This is a genomic window from Providencia sp. PROV205, assembly GCF_028479505.1.
Taxonomy (GTDB): Bacteria; Pseudomonadota; Gammaproteobacteria; order Enterobacterales; family Enterobacteriaceae; genus Providencia; species Providencia huaxiensis.
In genome coordinates, this window is the sequence record NZ_JAMPNU010000027.1 from 38,064 (window position 1) to 56,489 (window position 18,426).

16 protein-coding genes are annotated in these 18,426 nt (G+C 42.9%); 4 read left to right on the forward strand and 12 right to left on the reverse strand.

The genetic code is table 11. The annotated features are described in order from the left end of the window. Positions 1–258: 258 nt before the first annotated feature. Genes PR800_RS15835 through PR800_RS15845 form a run of 3 tightly spaced genes read left to right on the forward strand, consistent with a single transcriptional unit; the run spans position 259 to position 3,196 of the window. A complete protein-coding gene (locus tag PR800_RS15835) occupies positions 259–1,233 on the forward strand; it encodes a Bug family tripartite tricarboxylate transporter substrate binding protein (protein WP_094962690.1) in 975 nt (324 codons plus the stop codon). Positions 1,234–1,244: 11 nt separating this feature from the next. Further along, positions 1,245–1,676: a tripartite tricarboxylate transporter TctB family protein gene (locus PR800_RS15840; RefSeq protein WP_102137613.1), complete on the forward strand. Its 432-nt coding sequence runs from the start codon at positions 1,245–1,247 to the stop codon at positions 1,674–1,676. Between the two features lie 11 nt (positions 1,677–1,687). Then, complete coding sequence (locus tag PR800_RS15845) at positions 1,688–3,196, forward strand: tripartite tricarboxylate transporter permease (protein ID WP_102137612.1); 1,509 nt, start codon at positions 1,688–1,690, stop codon at positions 3,194–3,196. Between the two features lie 60 nt (positions 3,197–3,256). Here the strand turns inward: PR800_RS15845 and PR800_RS15850 are convergent, their stop codons facing one another. Next, positions 3,257–4,084: a hypothetical protein gene (locus PR800_RS15850; protein ID WP_102137611.1), complete on the reverse strand. Its 828-nt coding sequence runs from the start codon at positions 4,082–4,084 to the stop codon at positions 3,257–3,259. 157 nt (positions 4,085–4,241) lie between these two features. Further along, positions 4,242–5,456, reverse strand: a complete 1,215-nt coding sequence (gene fabB, locus PR800_RS15855; RefSeq protein ID WP_102137610.1) for a beta-ketoacyl-ACP synthase I — start codon at positions 5,454–5,456, stop codon at positions 4,242–4,244. A 201-nt stretch (positions 5,457–5,657) separates the two neighbouring features. Between fabB and mnmC the strand changes: the two genes are divergently transcribed. Then, a complete protein-coding gene (gene mnmC, locus PR800_RS15860) occupies positions 5,658–7,697 on the forward strand; it encodes a bifunctional tRNA (5-methylaminomethyl-2-thiouridine)(34)-methyltransferase MnmD/FAD-dependent 5-carboxymethylaminomethyl-2-thiouridine(34) oxidoreductase MnmC (protein WP_210842778.1) in 2,040 nt (679 codons plus the stop codon). Positions 7,698–7,715: 18 nt separating this feature from the next. On the opposite strand, the gene PR800_RS15865 is transcribed toward mnmC, so the two are convergent. The 10 genes from PR800_RS15865 to hutC all read right to left on the reverse strand — a co-directional run bounded on the left by PR800_RS15865 (position 7,716) and on the right by hutC (position 18,282). Continuing rightward, a complete protein-coding gene (locus tag PR800_RS15865; RefSeq protein WP_102137608.1) occupies positions 7,716–8,231 on the reverse strand; it encodes a GNAT family N-acetyltransferase in 516 nt (171 codons plus the stop codon). Positions 8,232–8,322: 91 nt separating this feature from the next. Further along, positions 8,323–8,595 carry a YfcL family protein gene (locus PR800_RS15870; protein ID WP_102137607.1) on the reverse strand — a complete coding sequence of 91 codons (273 nt, stop codon included), beginning with the start codon at positions 8,593–8,595 and terminating at the stop codon, positions 8,323–8,325. 28 nt (positions 8,596–8,623) lie between these two features. After that, positions 8,624–9,172: an elongation factor P hydroxylase gene (locus PR800_RS15875; RefSeq protein WP_102137606.1), complete on the reverse strand. Its 549-nt coding sequence runs from the start codon at positions 9,170–9,172 to the stop codon at positions 8,624–8,626. A 17-nt stretch (positions 9,173–9,189) separates the two neighbouring features. Further along, complete coding sequence (locus PR800_RS15880) at positions 9,190–9,993, reverse strand: TSUP family transporter (RefSeq protein ID WP_004912371.1); 804 nt, start codon at positions 9,991–9,993, stop codon at positions 9,190–9,192. Between the two features lie 175 nt (positions 9,994–10,168). Next, a complete protein-coding gene (gene aroC, locus PR800_RS15885; RefSeq protein ID WP_272531128.1) occupies positions 10,169–11,257 on the reverse strand; it encodes a chorismate synthase in 1,089 nt (362 codons plus the stop codon). A 115-nt stretch (positions 11,258–11,372) separates the two neighbouring features. Further along, complete coding sequence (prmB, locus tag PR800_RS15890; RefSeq protein WP_004257202.1) at positions 11,373–12,305, reverse strand: 50S ribosomal protein L3 N(5)-glutamine methyltransferase; 933 nt, start codon at positions 12,303–12,305, stop codon at positions 11,373–11,375. A 211-nt stretch (positions 12,306–12,516) separates the two neighbouring features. Beyond that, a complete protein-coding gene (locus tag PR800_RS15895) occupies positions 12,517–13,908 on the reverse strand; it encodes an amino acid permease (RefSeq protein ID WP_272531129.1) in 1,392 nt (463 codons plus the stop codon). A gap of 89 nt (positions 13,909–13,997) precedes the next feature. Continuing rightward, a complete protein-coding gene (gene hutH / locus PR800_RS15900; RefSeq protein WP_272531130.1) occupies positions 13,998–15,530 on the reverse strand; it encodes a histidine ammonia-lyase in 1,533 nt (510 codons plus the stop codon). 12 nt (positions 15,531–15,542) lie between these two features. Beyond that, a complete protein-coding gene (gene hutU / locus PR800_RS15905; protein ID WP_102137602.1) occupies positions 15,543–17,222 on the reverse strand; it encodes a urocanate hydratase in 1,680 nt (559 codons plus the stop codon). A 322-nt stretch (positions 17,223–17,544) separates the two neighbouring features. After that, positions 17,545–18,282, reverse strand: coding sequence for a histidine utilization repressor (gene hutC / locus PR800_RS15910; protein ID WP_181490110.1), 738 nt, complete (start codon positions 18,280–18,282; stop codon positions 17,545–17,547). Positions 18,283–18,426: the final 144 nt, after the last annotated feature.

Here is an 18,426-nt window from a genome sequence, read left to right on the forward strand (position 1 = left end):
AATGGAAAGCAAATGTGACCATTTTTACTGTATCCATCACAACTATTATCAGTAAACACCATTAACGTGATTAAATTAACATTAAGTTAACATAACAAAAAAGCAAAAATACAAAACAATCTGATATATATCACATAAAAATAATAATATTTGTTAATGAAAGGTAAATGAAAGCTTCATAGGGCAATGATGTCATACGAATACAACAAGAAGTAAACAATTTTTACCTCTAATTATTGTCTTAGTAAGGAAAAAAGAATGAAAAAATTCACACTGAAGGCCTTAGCAACAGCAATATTTTTAGTTGGCATCAACCCTGCAAACGCCCTACCTGAACGTACAGAATGTATTGCTCCCGCCAAACCTGGAGGTGGTTTTGATTTAACTTGTAAGTTAGTACAAGTGTCTCTTCTTGAAACCAAAGAAATTGAAAAACCGATGCGAGTGACCTATATGCCTGGCGGTATTGGCGCGGTTGCTTATAACGCTATTGTTGCTCAGCGCCCTGCAGAACCCGGCACCATCGTCGCGTTCTCAGGAGGCTCATTACTCAACCTTGCACAAGGTAAATTTGGCCGCTATAACGAAAATGACGTGCGTTGGCTTGCCAGCGTTGGTAGTGACTACGGCATGATTGCGGTTCGTGCAGACTCCCCTTATAAAGACCTTAAAGATTTAATGGATACCTTCAAGAAAGACCCTAACAGCATCGTGTTTGGTGCGGGAGGATCTATTGGTAGCCAAGATTGGATGAAAACCGCTTTACTCGCAAAAGCGATAGACATTGACCCTCGCAAAATGCGTTATGTGGCTTTTGAGGGCGGTGGTGAAACCTTAACCGCGCTACTGGGCAACCATATTCAAGTACTTTCAGGGGATATCAGCGAAATGACCCCATATATCAATGAAGGTAAAATTCGTATTCTTGCCGTCTATGCAGACAAACGCCTTGGTGATGGGTTATCCGATATCCCTACAGCAAAAGAACAAGGGTATGACATTGTCTGGCCAATCATTCGCGGTTTCTATATGGGCCCCAAAGTGTCTGATGCCGATTATAACCAATGGGTTGAAGCCTTCCAAAAACTGCAACAAACCGACGAATTCAAAAAACAACGCGAACTCCGTGGTTTATTTGAGTACAACTTAACCGGGCAAGAACTCGATAGCTATGTCAAAAAAGAAATTGAGCAGTATCGTGAACAAGCCCGCGCTTTCGGTTTAGCTAAATAACGGAGCGAACGATGAGTCAACGCATATTTGCCATAGTTTGGCTAATACTGTGTGCTATCGGAATTTATATTGGTTGGGGGATCCAAAGTGAGTTTACCTATGAACCACTGGGCCCCCGCCCTTTTCCGGTTGTCATACTCTCCTTAATGGCCCTTTGTGCTCTTGCCTTATTATTTGGCAAGCAAGAAGCCGTTGAGTGGCCAAAACCCTATGTATTACGTCGTCTAGTTTTATTAGTCATTGCACTTGTTATCTATGCATGGGCTTTTGAATGGTTAGGGTTTCCAATTGCAACCAGTTTAGTCACCATCAGTATCGCCCTGCTATTTGGTGCGACACCTATTGCCGCGATTATTTCGGGCCCGGTCTTAGGTATCTTTTTGTTCTATGCCTTTGATAAATGGCTAGATGTTACCTTGCCTATTGGCAGCCTGCTAAGTTAAGGAGCGAAGTCATGGAAACTTGGATGTACCTATCGCAAGGTTTTGAGGTCGCTCTGGTTCCTCAAAATATCTTGATCGCCTTAATTGGCTGTTTTATCGGAACAATCGTGGGCATGCTTCCCGGCCTCGGCCCTATCAATGGCGTGGCAATTTTACTGCCGTTGGCTTTTGCGCTTAAATTACCGGCTGAGTCTGCATTAATCTTACTCGCCACGGTTTATTTAGGCTGTGAATATGGAGGACGCATATCATCAATCTTACTTAATGTCCCCGGCGATGCCGCAGCAATCATGACCACGCTAGATGGTTATCCTATGGCAAAACAGGGAAAAGGTGGCGTTGCGCTCTCTATTTCCGCGGTCAGTTCATTTATTGGTTCAACGATTGCAATTGTAGGGATAATTCTATTCGCTCCTTTGCTTGCTCAATGGTCACTCGCCTTTGGTCCTGCCGAATATTTCGCCTTAATGGTTTTTGCCATTGCCTGCTTAGGTAGCATGATGAGCCAAAACCCAATTAAATCACTACTGGCTGCACTAATTGGTCTATCACTTGCCACTGTGGGGGTGGATGCCAACTCTGGGGAATATCGTTTTACGTTTGATAGCGTACATTTATCAGATGGCGTACAGTTTATCGTCGTGGTTATTGGTTTGTTCTCTGTCAGCGAAATTTTATTGATGCTCGAAGGTACCGCGACAGGCCAAGGGCTGATCCGCAAAACAGGCCGAATGCTATTCAATCGCAAAGAAGCTAAAGCGTGTGCAGGTCCAGCTTTACGCTCCTCTTTTATCGGTTTCTTTGTTGGTGTTCTACCAGGAGCTGGTGCCACCATCGCCAGTGCTATCACCTACATGACTGAAAAGAAAATCAGTGGTGAAAAAGGGGATTTTGGAAATGGTGATGTGCGTGGTGTTGCCGCACCAGAAGCGGCCAATAATGCCTCTGCATGTGGCTCATTTATCCCAATGTTAACCCTTGGTGTGCCGGGTTCAGGAACCACAGCAGTAATGATGGGGGCGCTAACGCTCTATAATATCACCCCAGGCCCAGGGATGTTTACTGAGCAACCTGATATTGTTTGGGGGTTAATTGCGGCTCTGTTGATTGCTAACGTGGTTCTGCTCATCATGAATATTCCATTAATTGGCCTATTCACACGAATGCTAACAGTTCCATTATGGTTTTTAGTCCCTGCTATTGCTTGCATTTCTGCTGTAGGTGTATATGCCGTTCATAGTACAACGTTTGATTTGTTACTCATGATGGGGCTAGGTGTATTTGGGTTTATTCTACGAAAAATGAACTTCCCACTTTCACCATTAATTTTAGGGTTTGTACTCGGTGAAATGTTAGAACAAAACTTACGCCGTTCACTGTCCATTAGTAATGGTAATTTCGATATTCTTTGGAGCAGTACGATTTCTCAAAGCTTATTAACACTTGCGGTATTAGTGCTAATTCTACCACCGATTGTAAAGCGTATTCGTAAACGTAAACATTCCGCGGTTTCATCATAATTAAGTGTTCATACAATCTCTGTAAAACTTTGCCCCAGTGAATTTGGGGCAAAGCTTTATTTAATCAACCATTTGTTTAAAATAGTTATATTGCTTTAAAAACTCAGCTTCCACATTTTTATGCTTTTCAAAATATTTACGATTTGACTCATAAGCTTTATTTAGTTCACTCAACAATCCTAATTTTATATTTTTATCATTAATTGTTAGTATTGATTTGAAAGCACTACTGTTAATGTAATTACCGTCCTCACCAAATAAAGACACTAAGTTTACCTCACTTAAATTTCCACTAGGGATACCTATTTCAATGTCTGTATTATTTAATTTGGCTCCCGTGAAATCATAATCAACACCTAATTTAATGGGCAATTTAATCTTTACATCATTCAGATTTGCATTAGAGAAATCAGCTCTAACTAGTGCTTTATTTCCATCATATTTTATTATCGCGCCAGATAATGTTGAGTTAGAAAAATCAATATTAACATTAGTAGACATTAAATTATTTCGATCTACCCCATCAAAAAAAATATAATCTATATCTTTTCTTCCTAACTGACGACATGACGAATCATAATGTAGTGAAATGCGGTCAAGAAGATGATGAGATTTAATTTCCACTGAACTAGCAATACCATTTTTATTTAAATTAGATTTAAGAAACTCATTATGAATTATATTATCTAATACATTAATTGCCTTATCTATCTTATTCTTATCTTTTTCTTTAATATTCCAACCACGTGCATTATAAACATTCATCACCTTTAAAAGATGTTTCTTTAATAGCTTTATTTTAATTTCAGTGCTATTACTTTTCTCATACTCTTTAATCATCTTCGTCGAGCTATTGCTTAACATTACGAAATAATGTTTGATATTCATATTAACACGCCTCAATTCAATTTATTTTTAGAAGTTGAATTGAGTATCTCATGCTAATCACTTCTATAATTTAATAAAGTGATACTCCAACAATAACTTATTGAAAAAAAACGAGAACCGAAGTTCTCGCTTATTTAATACGTTAGCCTAATACAAATTACGCTTTGTATTTGCTCATCACTAATGTGGCGTTAGTTCCACCGAAACCAAAGCTGTTAGACATGACGGTTTCCAACTCTTGTTCCGTTGGTTTAGTCACGATATTCAAGCCAGCAGCTTTCTCGTCTAAATTTTCGACGTTAATGCTTGGTGCAATAAAGCCGTGCTCTAACATCAGTAAGCTGTAAATCGCTTCGTGTACACCCGCTGCACCTAATGAGTGGCCACTCATCGCTTTCGTTGCAGAAATTGCAGGAGAATGGCTACCAAACACTTCTTGGATAGCTTCTAACTCTTTGGTGTCACCCACTGGTGTTGACGTACCGTGTGTGTTGATATAATCAATTTTATCAACACCCTGCATAGCCATTTGCATACAACGCACCGCACCTTCACCTGATGGGGCAACCATGTCTGCACCGTCAGAGGTCGCACCATAGCCGACAATTTCAGCGTAGATATGTGCACCACGCGCTAACGCATGTTCTAATTCCTCGACAACAACGATACCACCACCACCTGCGATAACGAAACCATCACGGTCTTTATCGTAAGTTCTTGATGCTTTGTCTGGCGTTTCATTGTATTTAGTCGACAATGCGCCCATCGCATCAAACTCACAGGTCATTTCCCAGCTCAGCTCTTCACCGCCACCCGCGAAAACCACATCTTGTTTGCCTAATTGAATTAATTCAACTGCATGGCCGATACAGTGCGCTGATGTTGAGCATGCAGAACTGATTGAGTAGTTTACGCCTTTGATTTTAAATGGAGTCGCTAAACAGGCAGAAATACCCGATGCCATTGCACGGGTCACCATGTATGGGCCCACACCACGTAAACCTTTAGCACGCATACCGTCAGAACCCGCCACTTGGTTACGTGGAGAACCACCACCAGAGCCAACAACGATACCTGTACGTAAATTTGAAACTTGTTCTTCAGCTAAACCTGAATCCGCAATCGCTTGTTCCATCGATAAATAAGCATAGGCGGAGCAATCACTCATAAAACGGAAAATTTTACGGTCGATTAAGTCTTTTGGGTCTAAATTTTTGACATTACCCCAGACATGGCTACGTAGCCCTGCCTCTTTGAATTCTTCTGAGAAAGTGATCCCGGAACGACCTTCCTTCAGAGAAGCCAGTACTTCTTCCTGGTTATTACCAAGGCTGGAAACAATACCTAGACCAGTGATGACTGCACGCTTCATTCGTTACCTCATGACTATAATTATATGATTGCGGGATTACAGGATGTCACTTTAGCTTACACTTGTACGCTGAACAAGTCCGATCAGGGTAAATATTTGTATTTTTTTCTTTATGACACGGATAAGACTTTTTTATTGCGGTAGCCTTACAGTGATATCAGCGGTAAAATTTAGGGATTATATAAAAAGTGTAGGCATATCGTGAAAAAGAACGCTGTACAAACCGCACGCCTGAGTTGGAATGACGAAGGCACTCCCATGTCTGAACAGTTTGCAGATATCTATTTTTCTAACCAAGATGGCTTAGAAGAAGCTCGACATGTGTTTTTGCAAGGGAATCATTTTCCTGGCCGCTTTGCGACGCACCCTTTTGCAACCTGTGTCATTGCTGAAACTGGGTTTGGTACGGGTTTGAATTTCCTAGCATTGTGGCAATCTTTTAATCAGTTTAAAGCCGAAAACCCCAATGCAGCATTACAGCAATTACATTTCATCAGCTTCGAAAAATACCCTTTAACAAAAACAGATTTAATCGCTGCACATCGCTGCTGGCCTGAACTTGCTGGCTTATCGCAAACCCTTTGTGAAAGTTGGCCACAAGCTCTACCAGGCAACCAGCGGATCATATTAGAAAATGGCCATATCATATTAGATTTATGGTTTGGCGATGTTAATGAGCAAATATCTTTACTGAAAAACAACTTAAACAACAAGATAGACGCATGGTTTTTAGATGGTTTCGCCCCCTCAAAAAACCCCGAAATGTGGAGTGAACAGCTGTTCACTAACATGGCAAAGTTAGCCCGCCTCAATGGGACTTTTGCGACATTTACTGTGGCAGGTTCAGTTAAAAGAGGCCTACAGCAAGCTGGCTTCACCCTTAAAAAGGTTAAAGGCTTTGGCAACAAGAGAGAAATGTTAACTGGCGTATTAGCCGAAAAAGAAATTGATATCCCAACCCCTTGGTTTGCAAGACGAAAAGCCGATAACCCAACTGACGTTGCTATCATTGGCGGCGGGCTTGCCAGTTTAACAGTGGCCTACGCCCTTCATAACCGCGGTGCTAAAGTCACCTTATTCTGCCAAGATGCCCAAGTTGCACAGAATGCTTCCGGCAATCGCCAAGGGGCTATTTACCCCTTACTCACCGGTAATAACGACCCACTTGAGCGTTTTTTTGTCAGTGCTTTCCCCTTTGCCTCTCGCTTTTATCACCAATTAGCAAAACAAGGGCTCACATTTGAAGGCCAGTGGTGTGGCGTAAGCCAACTCGCTTATAACGACAAAATTGCTCACAAAATAGCAGGAATGTTAGAAACCGAGTGGCCTGCTGATTTTGCGATTGGTAAAAATCGTCAGCAATTGAGTGATATTTGCGGCGTTGATGTCAACCATGATGGTATTCACTACGCGTCTGGAGGATGGTTGTGCCCTGCCCAACTGTGTGAGAGTTTACAACAATATTTGCAACAGCAGGGTGTCACCTTCTGTTTTGAACATAATGTCGTTGAATTAAAACAAACAGAACAAAATTGGCAGTTATTAATTGAAACTGCACAACACAAACAGCTAACACGTGTTCACTCAACTGTCATCATTGCTAATGGGCACAAGCTGCGCCAATTTGCTCAAACCGTTAATTTACCCATTTCGCCTGTACGTGGGCAAGTCAGCCATATTCCAACCAATCACACCCTACAACAACTGAAAAATGTTTTGTGTTTTGAAGGGTATTTAACACCAGCCGATGCCACTGGTACACAACATTGCTTAGGCGCTAGCTACCAACGTGAACGTCTTGATTTCGATTATAGTGAAGAGGAACAGCAAGGAAACCGCCAGAAACTGGTTGATAACCTACCCGATGTAACTTGGCCTAGGGACATCGATATTTCACAGCAACATTCACGCCAAGGTATTCGTTGTGTTATTCGCGACCATTTTCCTTTATTAGGCAATGTGCCTGATTTCGAACAACATTTGGCACTCTATCACGATTTACCCACTCAAATCGCCAACAAACAGCCTATTGGACTCGCTCCTGTGCACCCAAATTTATTTATTTTTGGGGCGTTGGGGTCAAGAGGGTTATCAACTGCACCACTTTGTGCGGAATTGCTGGCTGCTCAAATTTTTGGGCAAGTACTCCCGCTCGATGATGAAACCCTTGCAGAACTCAACCCAAACCGTTTTTGGGTAAGGAAATTATTATTAGGTCGCCCTATTAAACTCCCTTATTAATACACTAATATTAATACATTAAGTTAATGAGATAGCCATTGCACAGCGGTCTTCAGCAGCAAACCCTGCATCGACCTCAGACTGTAAAATAGCCTGTAACTCGGTGGTTAGCTCATTAATTTCAAGAATTTTAAAACCCAAGCGTTGGTAATAAGGTGCATTCCAAGGCACATCGCGGCAAGTGGTCAATGTCACTACCGTGATTTTGCGTGCCAAAGCGGCATCAAGAACCTGCTTAATCAGCTTCTTACCCAGCCCCTGTCCTTGCCATTGCTGGCAAACAGACACTTCACAAATATGCAGGCTAGTATGGTGACTTTCAGCATTGATAAAACCAATTGGTTCATCACAATCATTCACAGCCACCCACTCTAATTGCTCAGAAATAAAACCGAGGTGGTCTTGCTCTGTTTGCCCATCACCTTCAGCAAGCCATTGATATTTTTCGATACTCGTGAACGCCTGCCCTGCGGAAGCTTCCACCGTAGGAAGGGATTTAGCATCAAGGGGGGTTGCTAAACGAACATTCGCCATAATGTGTACTCACAACAAAATTTAGCTAACAAAAAAGCGGGTTTCCCCGCTTTTCATGCAGAACTCAACAGATAATGCATAACACAATAAATTAAATTGCGTTATTTAATAAGCTTTTCCACATATCTAATACCAGTACTTGATCTGGTGGTGTCAATTCACCAGCTTTGATGGCATTTTGAATACTGACTTCAACACGTTGGTATAATGCTTCAGAACTGGTTTCGTTTTCTTCTTCCAGCTCAGCCACAGCAAGGGTTAAGTGACCACGCAAATAGCCGCCAGCGAAGAGTTCATCATCACTCGCGTGCTCAACCATATCATCAATTTTCGTTAGTATGCGTGTTTCTAAATCCGCAAGCATGCTTAATCCTTACTATATTGTGTGTTCATTAGGCAAAAATATCTTCCGGGTAAGGAAAAGCTTCTGCACAAAGAGGTGGCGTATTGTAAAACAATTGTAACGCATTAATAAAGCGTAATGGGCGCTCAGGGATACCATTTTCTAAATAAAGCATCACTTGGGCATGAACTTTGCGCATAAACGCAATGCGATCAGGCTCAAAATCCCCTTCTAAGTTGTCACAGCTGACATTAAATGGAATGCCAACAGCAACACAAAACAGCCAGTCTAGCGCTTGAGGTTTGATTTCCACCACTTCAAACTCACACTGTGTTTTTTCATCTCGCCCATCAGGGCAATACCAATAGCCGTAATCAACTTGCTGGCGCCTTGCTTCCCCTGCGATACACCAATGTGAGATTTCGTGTAATCCACTGGTGAAAAAGCCGTGTGCGAACACAATTCGGTGATAAGGCACTTCCTCATCTGCAGGTAAATAAATGGGTTCATCATCCCCTTTTACCAGTCTAGTGTTATATGTCACACCAAAGCATTCATCAAAGATATTGATTAGATCCTGATAATTATGTGTACTCATGAATAATTTAAATCATCTTAAAATAATGAGAGGAACCAAGCTTTAATCACGTCACCATGGCTATCATGGAGTAATTTAATACTCATCAGCAACGAAATCACCACGATCATCGGCCTGATCAGTTTCTGTCCTTTGGTTAATACCAAGCGCGCACCTAAACGAGCGCCAACCATTTGGCCAATTAGCATAACAAAACCTAATGCCCAAAGAACATGACCCCCGATAATAAAAAACACTAAAGAGCCAAAATTAGAGGCGAAATTAAGTAACTTCGCATGAGCAGTGGCTTTAGCAAGGTTATAGCCAAGCAACAAAACATAACCCAATGCCAAAAATGAACCAGTTCCGGGACCAAATGCACCATCATAAAAACCCAGTGTCATCCCAATTGCCACCCCGAAAAATGGCATACTGATACGTTGTTGACGGTCTTGCACACCAATTGACGGCGTTAATAAAAAGTATAAACCGACACAAATCACCAAAATGGGCAACAGTTGTTTTAAGAACGCAGTATCAATCATTTGAATAACAATCGCACCTAACATGGCACCAATCATTGTCATAATGAATGGAAACAATTGTTCTCGTAAATCTATGGCTTTTCGCCTGACAAAATAGAGCGTTGAAGAAAACGAACCGCCAACCGCTTGCAACTTATTGGTTGCTAAAGCTTCAACTGGAGTTATTCCCACAGATAACAGGGCTGGGATCGTTAATAGTCCCCCCCCACCCGCGATGGAGTCAATAAACCCTGCAAACAGCGCAACAAAGAAGAGTAAAGCATAAACTTCAGGTGCAACGGCAGTTAGCCAATCCATTTTACTATCCAAAGAGAAGAAATATCATGATGTTGATGTGAATATATCGCCAATCAGGTTTGGTGATATCACAACCTAGATGAGGTATTTTTAGGAGGCTTCATCCGAACCTTCATCATCAACAAAGCGACCTTATAGGCCGCTCAGTTGTCACTACATAAACACAGTAAAACGGTTACTCAAACGGTTCCATTGCTGGCGTTACATCCGCACATTGGCCACGATGACGTAAATAGTGATCCATTAGAACAATCGCCATCATCGCTTCCGCAATTGGTACCGCGCGAATGCCTACACAAGGGTCATGACGCCCTTTGGTGATCATTTCAACTTCTTCACCATCACGGTTTAGTGTTTTACCTGAAACGGTAATACTGGATGTCGGTTTTAACACAATATGCGCAATAATAGGCTGGCTGCTGCTAATACCGCCTAAAATGCCGCCTGCATGGTTTGAGGTGAAACCATTACGGGTAATTTCATCACGGTTTTCACTACCTTTCAGTGCAATAACACCGAAACCATCACCAATTTCCACGCCTTTTACCGCGTTAATACTCATCAACGCATGAGCGAGGTCGGCATCTAAACGGTCAAATACCGGCTCACCTAAGCCCGCAGGCACATGCTCTGCAATGACGGTAATTTTAGCACCAATCGAATCACCTTCTTTCTTTAAACCACGCAATAATTCGTCAAGTGCTTCTAACTTGCTTGGATCAGGACAGAAAAACGGGTTTTCTTCGACAATTGACCAGTCTTTAATTTCACAAGCGACTGACCCCATTTGCGTTAAACAACCATGAATTTGCACACCAAGCTTTTCTTGTAAATACTTTTTCGCAATCGCACCTGCCGCAACGCGCATGGCTGTTTCACGTGCTGATGAGCGACCACCACCACGGTAATCTCGCTGGCCATATTTTTGTTCGTAAGTGTAGTCTGCATGACCGGGCCTAAAAACATCTTTAATCGCGCCATAATCTTGTGAGCGTTGGTCGGTATTTTCAATCAGTAAACCAATACTCGTGCCCGTTGTCACACCATTAAACACACCAGATAAGATTTTGACTTGGTCAGGCTCCCGACGCGCTGTCGTATAACGAGATGTCCCCGGACGACGACGGTCTAAATCTTTTTGTAAATCTGCTTCTGTCAGTGCTAAGCCAGGGGGAACCCCATCGACGATGCAACCTAATGCAACCCCGTGTGACTCACCAAATGTGGTTACGCGGAAAAGTTGCCCAATTGAATTTCCTGCCATCGGAGTATCCTATTCTAAGCCATTCTTGTTTTACTAAGAATTTTGGTTGTTAATTATTATATCGTTGTGTCGTTATTATTGATTACATGATCTTGGAACATCACGCAACTGTTGATTAATCGATATAAAGCTCAAAATGTGCGTGGTGCTCAACAAGTTGTTCACGCGTTAACATAAACACACCGTCACCACCATATTCAAAGTCTAACCAAATAAATGGAATTTCAGGATATTGTTCAATCAGATGAACCATGCTGTTGCCCACTTCGCACACTAACACACCTTCTTCTGTCAGAAAACGCGGTGCATTGGCTAAAATACGGCGCACCAATTTCAACCCATCACTTCCAGCGGCTAGCGCTAATTCAGGCTCGACACGAAACTCTTCCGGTAAGTCATCCATATCTTCCGCATCAACATACGGTGGGTTCGTCACGATCAGGTCATATTTAACCTCTGGCATATCGCGGAATAAGTCAGAGCGGATCGGTATCACCCGGTGTTCTAAACCATGATTGGCAATATTTTGCTCAGCCACCGCCAGCACATCACTTGAAATATCAACCGCATCAACTTCTGCATCAGGGAATTCATACGCACAAGCAATCGCAATACAACCACTTCCGGTACATAAATCAAGAATAGTTTGTGGTTCATCCGCCACTAAACCAACAAAATGGTTATTGATTAATTCACCAATTGGCGAGCGTGGGATAAGCACTCGCTCATCAACATAAAACTCATGGCCACAAAACCATGAACGATTAGTCAGGTATGCAACCGGAATACGCTCATTAATGCGGCGTAAAACACGCTCAATAATGCGGTGGCGTTCTGTTGGTGTTAGGCGTGAGGTTAACAGCTCATCGGGCAGGTCTAGAGGCAGGTAAAGTGTTGGTAACACCAATTGTAGCGCCTCATCCCATGGGTTATCTGTACCGTGACCATAGTACACATTGGCTGCATTAAAGCGGCTCATCGTCCAACGTAAAATATCTTGAATGGTATGAAGTTCTGCAACGGCTTCATCAACGAAAATCTTTTCCAAGAAGGGGTTCTCCAGCCTGTATTTTGAAAGGGAATATATGAATAGTTAAAGTTTGCCACGAAGTGAAAGACAAATCAGCAGATTAATGCAATAAAATTTGCCAAGGGGATCTGCTCATCGCGCTTATTAATGCATGTTTTGACGTAAAAACGCCCTTTATTTAGCTAAAGGGCGTGAAGAAAATAACAAGTTCAGCAAGGAAGCAACGATATTAGCTTTCGTTTTGCAGTACGATTTCCGCCTCTTTCGCAGGTTTTTTTACCCAAAGTGCGTAGGCGATAGTCAGTAATACTAACCAAACAATGCCTACATAGAGTGCAATTCGTGTTGATTCAAAATACCCCAAGACACCAAAAACAAATACCATGAATGCGATGGCTAAAATAGGTGCCACAGGCCACATAGGCACAGGGAATTTTAATTGGCTAATTTCTTCTGGCGACATTTTTTTACGCATTGCAAACTGTGACAGCAAAATCATTAACCATACCCAAATGGTGGCAAATGTCGCAATTGACGCAATTACCACAAATACATCATCAGGGATGACATAGTTCAATACCACACCGACTAACAACACAGCGACCATCACTAATACCGTCATCCAAGGCACACCATTTTTTGTCAGCTTGGTAAAGGCTCTCGGCGCTTGCCCTTCATGTGCCATGCCATACATCATACGCCCTGCACCAAAGATATCGCTGTTAATCGCCGAAATTGCCGCCGTGATCACCACAACATTTAAGATATTCGCCGCAGATTGAATACCTAAGCTATCGAAAATTTGCACAAATGGGCTACCTTGCTGCCCAATTTGGTTCCACGGGTAAATGCACATCAAGACAAATAACGTTAGGACATAAAACAGTAAGATGCGAATTGGTACTGCATTAATCGCTCTTGGGATAGTCGTTTCAGGGTTCTTCGCTTCACTCGCGGTAATACCAATAACTTCAATTCCCCCGAAAGCAAACATCACGACAGCAAAGGATGCAATCACCCCACCAATACCATTTGGAATAAACCCATCGTGAATAAATAAGTTTGATACCCCAACCGCATGGTCTGCTGCTTGGCCAAAACCAAACATCATGATGGCTGCACCACCGACAATCATCGCAATAATCGCAATAACTTTAATGATTGACAGCCAAAACTCCATTTCACCGAAGGTTTTCACGTGACATAGGTTTATCGCGCCAATAAAGAAAATAATGCTTAACACCCAAATCCACTGTGCTACCTCTGGAAACCACAGTTTCATATAAACACCAAATGCCGTCACGTCCGCCAAACAAACGATGAGCATTTCAAAAACATAGGTCCATCCCGCAAAAAAACCCGCTCTAGCCCCTAAATAATGGCTGGCATACTGTGAGAACGACCCCGCAAGTGGCCGATGAACCGCCATTTCACCCAGCGCTCTCATAACCATAAATACTGCGGCGCCGCCGATAATATAGGCGAGTAATACCGCAGGCCCAGCGGTTTCTATTGCTTTCGCTGAACCATAAAATAAACCTGTACCAATCGCAGAACCTAAAGCCATAAATCGAATGTGGCGCGCAGAAAGCCCTCGCGCAAGTTGTGATGTGCTTTGCATGATTTATCCTTCGTATTATTTTATTGTCGTGCAGATAAATACTTCAGGTAGCCGATACTTTGCCGGCCACCTTTTATTTGCTTGATATGTTAGTTAGGGAAGACTGCGCCAGCCTTGAAGAGCGCAGACAGTTTATATTGGTTAATTAAATTAATTGCCGCTTCAATATCAGGGGCAAAATAACGGTCTTTATCATAGTAAGTCACTTGGTCACGTAACGTTTTACGTGCTTTTTCCAAGGTTTCGCTCGACGTCAAACCTTCACGGAAATCCATTCCCTGACACGCAGAAAGCCATTCAATGGCTAAAATACCTGTGACATTCTTTGCCATTTCCCATAATCGACGACCTGCTGCAGGCGCCATCGATACGTGGTCTTCTTGGTTAGCGGATGTAGGTAGGCTATCAACACTCGAAGGGTGTGCTAATGCTTTGTTTTCACTGGCTAATGCAGCCGCGGTCACTTGGGCTATCATAAAGCCTGAATTGACGCCGCCATTATTCACTAAGAAAGGTGGCAACTGCGACATGTGGGTATCCATCAATAATGCAATGCGACGTTCGGATAACGCGCCAATTTCTGCTAATGCAAGTGCAATATTATCGGCTGCCATCGCAACAGGTTCGGCATGGAAGTTACCGCCCGAAATAATATCGCCATTATCGGTAAAGACTAACGGGTTATCTGACACCGCATTAGATTCAATTAATATCACTTCGGCTGCTTGGCGAATTTGGGTTAAACAAGCCCCCATGACTTGTGGCTGACAACGTAGTGAATAAGGGTCTTGCACTTTCACGCAGTTCTCATGGGACTTCGCCAATTCACTCGTCGGTGATAAAATATCACGGAACATCGCCGCTACATCGATTTGCCCTTTTTGCCCTCGAACCTCTTGCACTCGTGCATCGAACGGTTTACGGGAGCCCAATGTGGCTTCAACACTAAGCGCACCACAAACAATGCCAGATAGCAGCAATTTTTCTGCTTCAAATAACCCTTTCAATGCAAAGGCCGTGGATGTTTGGGTGCCGTTTAATAACGCTAGCCCCTCTTTAGCTTCCAATTTTAGTGGCACTAACCCAGCTTTTTCTAACGCTTTTTTCGCTGAGATCCACTTGCCTTCATAACGCGCCTTTCCTTCTCCTAGCAGAATTAAACTCATATGCGCCAATGGTGCTAAGTCACCAGAAGCCCCTACAGAGCCCTTCGCAGGAATAAATGGATAAACTTGCGCATTCACTAATGCAATTAAAGCATTAATGACTTCGAGACGGATACCAGAGAAACCGCGAGCTAAACTATTAATTTTGAGCACCATGATTAAACGCACGAGGTCATCATCTAACGGCTCGCCAACACCCGCAGCATGAGACATCACAATAGAGCGTTGTAATGATTGCAAATCTTTAGTCGCGATGCGGGTATTGGCAAGTAAACCAAACCCCGTATTGATACCGTAAGCGGTTCTATCTTCTTCAATAATTTTATTGACCGTTGCAACACTTTTTTCAATAGCCGCATGAGCGCGTTTATCCAATGTCACTGTTACCGCTTGTTGGAAAACAATACGCAGGTCTTCGAGTGTCATTTTTCCTGGGTGAATAGTTAACTTAGTCATTAATGGCACTCCTTAACGTGTTTTAATCATTGGTAAATTAAGATTTTTTTCTTGCGCACAAGCAATCGCGATGTCATACCCTGCATCTGCGTGGCGCATGACGCCTGTAGCTGGGTCATTGTGTAGCACTCGAGCAATACGCTCTGCGGCTTCATCCGTTCCATCACAGACAATCACTACCCCAGAGTGCTGAGAGAAGCCCATACCGACGCCACCACCGTGATGTAAAGACACCCACGTTGCACCACTGGCTGTATTTAATAACGCATTGAGTAACGGCCAGTCTGAAACGGCATCAGAGCCATCTTTCATGGATTCTGTTTCACGGTTTGGGCTGGCCACTGAGCCTGAATCTAGGTGGTCGCGGCCGATAACAATTGGAGCCGAAACCTCACCGTTTCTGACCATCTCATTGAATGCTAAACCTAATTTAGCGCGGTCCCCAAGCCCTACCCAACAGATACGCGCTGGCAAACCTTGAAAGCTGATACGTTCACGCGCCATATCCAACCAGCGATGCAAGTGCTTATCATCCGGTAGAAGTTCTTTCACTTTCGCATCGGTTTTATAGATATCTTCAGGATCCCCTGATAACGCGACCCAACGGAATGGGCCAACACCGCGGCAAAATAGTGGGCGAATATAAGCAGGCACAAAACCAGGGAAATCAAACGCATTCTCTACGCCCATTTCCAACGCCATTTGGCGGATATTGTTCCCATAATCAAACGTTGGAATGCCTTGCTGTTTGAACGCCAGCATCGCTTTAACGTGTTCCGCCATGGATTTTTTTGCAGCCAATGCAGTCGCTTGCGGGTCTTGAACACTGCGTTCACGGTACTCTTCCCAGCTCATCCCAATTGGCAAATAACCATTTAGAGGGTCATGGGCACTTGTCTGGTCGGTCACCATATCCGGTTTAACACCGCGCTTGACGAGCTCAGGAAGAACTTCAGCGGCATTAGCACACAGTGCGATAGAAATGGCTTTGCCTTCCGATGTGTATTTTTTAAGGCGCGCTAGCGCATCATCAAGATCGACCGCTTGTTCATCCACATAATGGGTTCTTAAACGGAAATCGATACGGCTTTGTTGGCACTCAATATTCAATGAGCAAGCACCTGCCAGTGTCGCGGCTAGAGGTTGTGCGCCCCCCATGCCACCTAAACCCGCGGTAAGTACCCAGCGCCCAGTTAAATCACCGTTAAAGTGCTGACGAGCGGCTTCCACAAAGGTTTCATAGGTTCCTTGAACAATGCCTTGGCTGCCGATATAAATCCAGCTACCTGCCGTCATTTGGCCATACATGGCGAGGCCTTTCGCATCCAACTCATTAAAATGTTCCCAGTTTGCCCAATGTGGCACGAGATTTGAGTTAGCGATTAAAACACGTGGGGCATTTGCATGGGTTTTGAAAACACCGACAGGCTTACCTGACTGAACCAGCAGTGTTTCATCGCTCTCGAGTTGTTTCAGGGACTCAACAATTTGGTCATAGCATTGCCAATTCCGTGCCGCGCGCCCAATACCACCATAAACCACTAATTCATGAGGGTTTTCTGCAACATCTGGGTCAAGGTTATTCATTAACATACGTAATGGAGCTTCAGTGAGCCAACTTTTGGCACTTAAGGTATTCCCCCGCGGTGCCCTAATTTCGATATTTCGATATTTATTATTCAGTGCTGTCACTTGTATACCCTCTTTTATCTGTCCATTAGCTACCTTTTATTGTTCTTATAGATATAGTTGTATATACATGTACGATCAATTAATTTTTTAACATAAAGATTAAAAAAATGTGATATGAAAATGTTTTTATACAAATAAAACAATTAGATAAAAAACAAGGCTGATATTTTGGTGTGTTTTCTTTATTCTAAATATGCCTACCAGATCACATTTGATTTACAATAAATTCACACAAAATAGGTATGGAAGAGAATAACTCGATACGATAAGCGGAAAATAGGTTGTATATCATTCCGCCCATATTTTTACGTGGTGAAAGAACTTATGACGTGAAACTACCTTTAAGCTTATAGCGGTGACCAGGAAACAATAGTTTGGTACTTGTCACAGTGAAAGACTGGGACCAAGTACGCCTTGTAATTAACAAACAAGATGCGCCTGTGGTAATTTGCAATAACCTCGCTGAGCGCTCATCAGCTTCTACGGCCTCAACAATATGCTCCCCTTGTGTTAAAGGGGCGACTTGGGACAAATAATCATGGGGGGTAATCGATAAAAAGTTTTGCTGTAAATAATCAGGCGCTGCTAACGCATTGACATATCTGTCTTCAATTTGTACAGGGACATCATTTTCTAAATGTACAATAATAGAATGAAATATCACGGTATCTGGGCTAATATTTAACTCATTTGCGAGCGCGGGTGACGCTTGTATTTCTTCGAGTTTAATTATCCTGCAGCTGTACTTATGGTTTCTCGCCAGTATTTCCGCTTCAATACTGTGGATTTCAAATAGCGCAGATTGCCCCTTTGGCTCAGCCACGAACGTTCCCACACCTTGCAAGCGAACCAATAACCCTTCTGCGGTTAATTCACGTAGTGCTCGGTTTGCCGTCATTCGACTACATTGAAACTGTGTAACTAACTCAGCCTCAGATGGAATACGGTCATTTGCCTGCCACTCTGCGGTGTGGATTTTTTCAATAATCGATTGTTTTACTTGCAAATATAGCGGGAGCGGTACCCCCTGCTTATCCTTTTTATCGGCTGTCACAGTCATTTCCAATTTAATGATTAAAATCTTAAGTATTAATATGCTATTCATTGAATAGCATACAACACGACCTTAGTGCTATCGGACATTTTTTATCCTGACAGTCGCGAATAAAAACATCATGCTTAATTATTAAGCATTCACATAATT

Excerpts from the sequence above, each read along its gene's own strand:
- PR800_RS15835 (WP_094962690.1), top strand. The coding sequence starts at position 259 with ATGAAAAAATTCACACTGAAGGCCTTAGCAACAGCAATATTTTTAGTT.
- PR800_RS15840 (WP_102137613.1), top strand. The coding sequence starts at position 1,245 with ATGAGTCAACGCATATTTGCCATAGTTTGGCTAATACTGTGTGCTATC.
- PR800_RS15845 (WP_102137612.1), top strand. The coding sequence starts at position 1,688 with ATGGAAACTTGGATGTACCTATCGCAAGGTTTTGAGGTCGCTCTGGTT.
- PR800_RS15850 (WP_102137611.1), bottom strand. The coding sequence starts at position 4,084 with ATGAATATCAAACATTATTTCGTAATGTTAAGCAATAGCTCGACGAAG.
- fabB (WP_102137610.1), bottom strand. The coding sequence starts at position 5,456 with ATGAAGCGTGCAGTCATCACTGGTCTAGGTATTGTTTCCAGCCTTGGT.
- PR800_RS15865 (WP_102137608.1), bottom strand. The coding sequence starts at position 8,231 with ATGGCGAATGTTCGTTTAGCAACCCCCCTTGATGCTAAATCCCTTCCT.
- PR800_RS15870 (WP_102137607.1), bottom strand. The coding sequence starts at position 8,595 with ATGCTTGCGGATTTAGAAACACGCATACTAACGAAAATTGATGATATG.
- PR800_RS15875 (WP_102137606.1), bottom strand. The coding sequence starts at position 9,172 with ATGAGTACACATAATTATCAGGATCTAATCAATATCTTTGATGAATGC.
- PR800_RS15880 (WP_004912371.1), bottom strand. The coding sequence starts at position 9,993 with ATGGATTGGCTAACTGCCGTTGCACCTGAAGTTTATGCTTTACTCTTC.
- aroC (WP_272531128.1), bottom strand. The coding sequence starts at position 11,257 with ATGGCAGGAAATTCAATTGGGCAACTTTTCCGCGTAACCACATTTGGT.
- PR800_RS15895 (WP_272531129.1), bottom strand. The coding sequence starts at position 13,908 with ATGCAAAGCACATCACAACTTGCGCGAGGGCTTTCTGCGCGCCACATT.
- hutH (WP_272531130.1), bottom strand. The coding sequence starts at position 15,530 with ATGACTAAGTTAACTATTCACCCAGGAAAAATGACACTCGAAGACCTG.
- hutC (WP_181490110.1), bottom strand. The coding sequence starts at position 18,282 with ATGACTGTGACAGCCGATAAAAAGGATAAGCAGGGGGTACCGCTCCCG.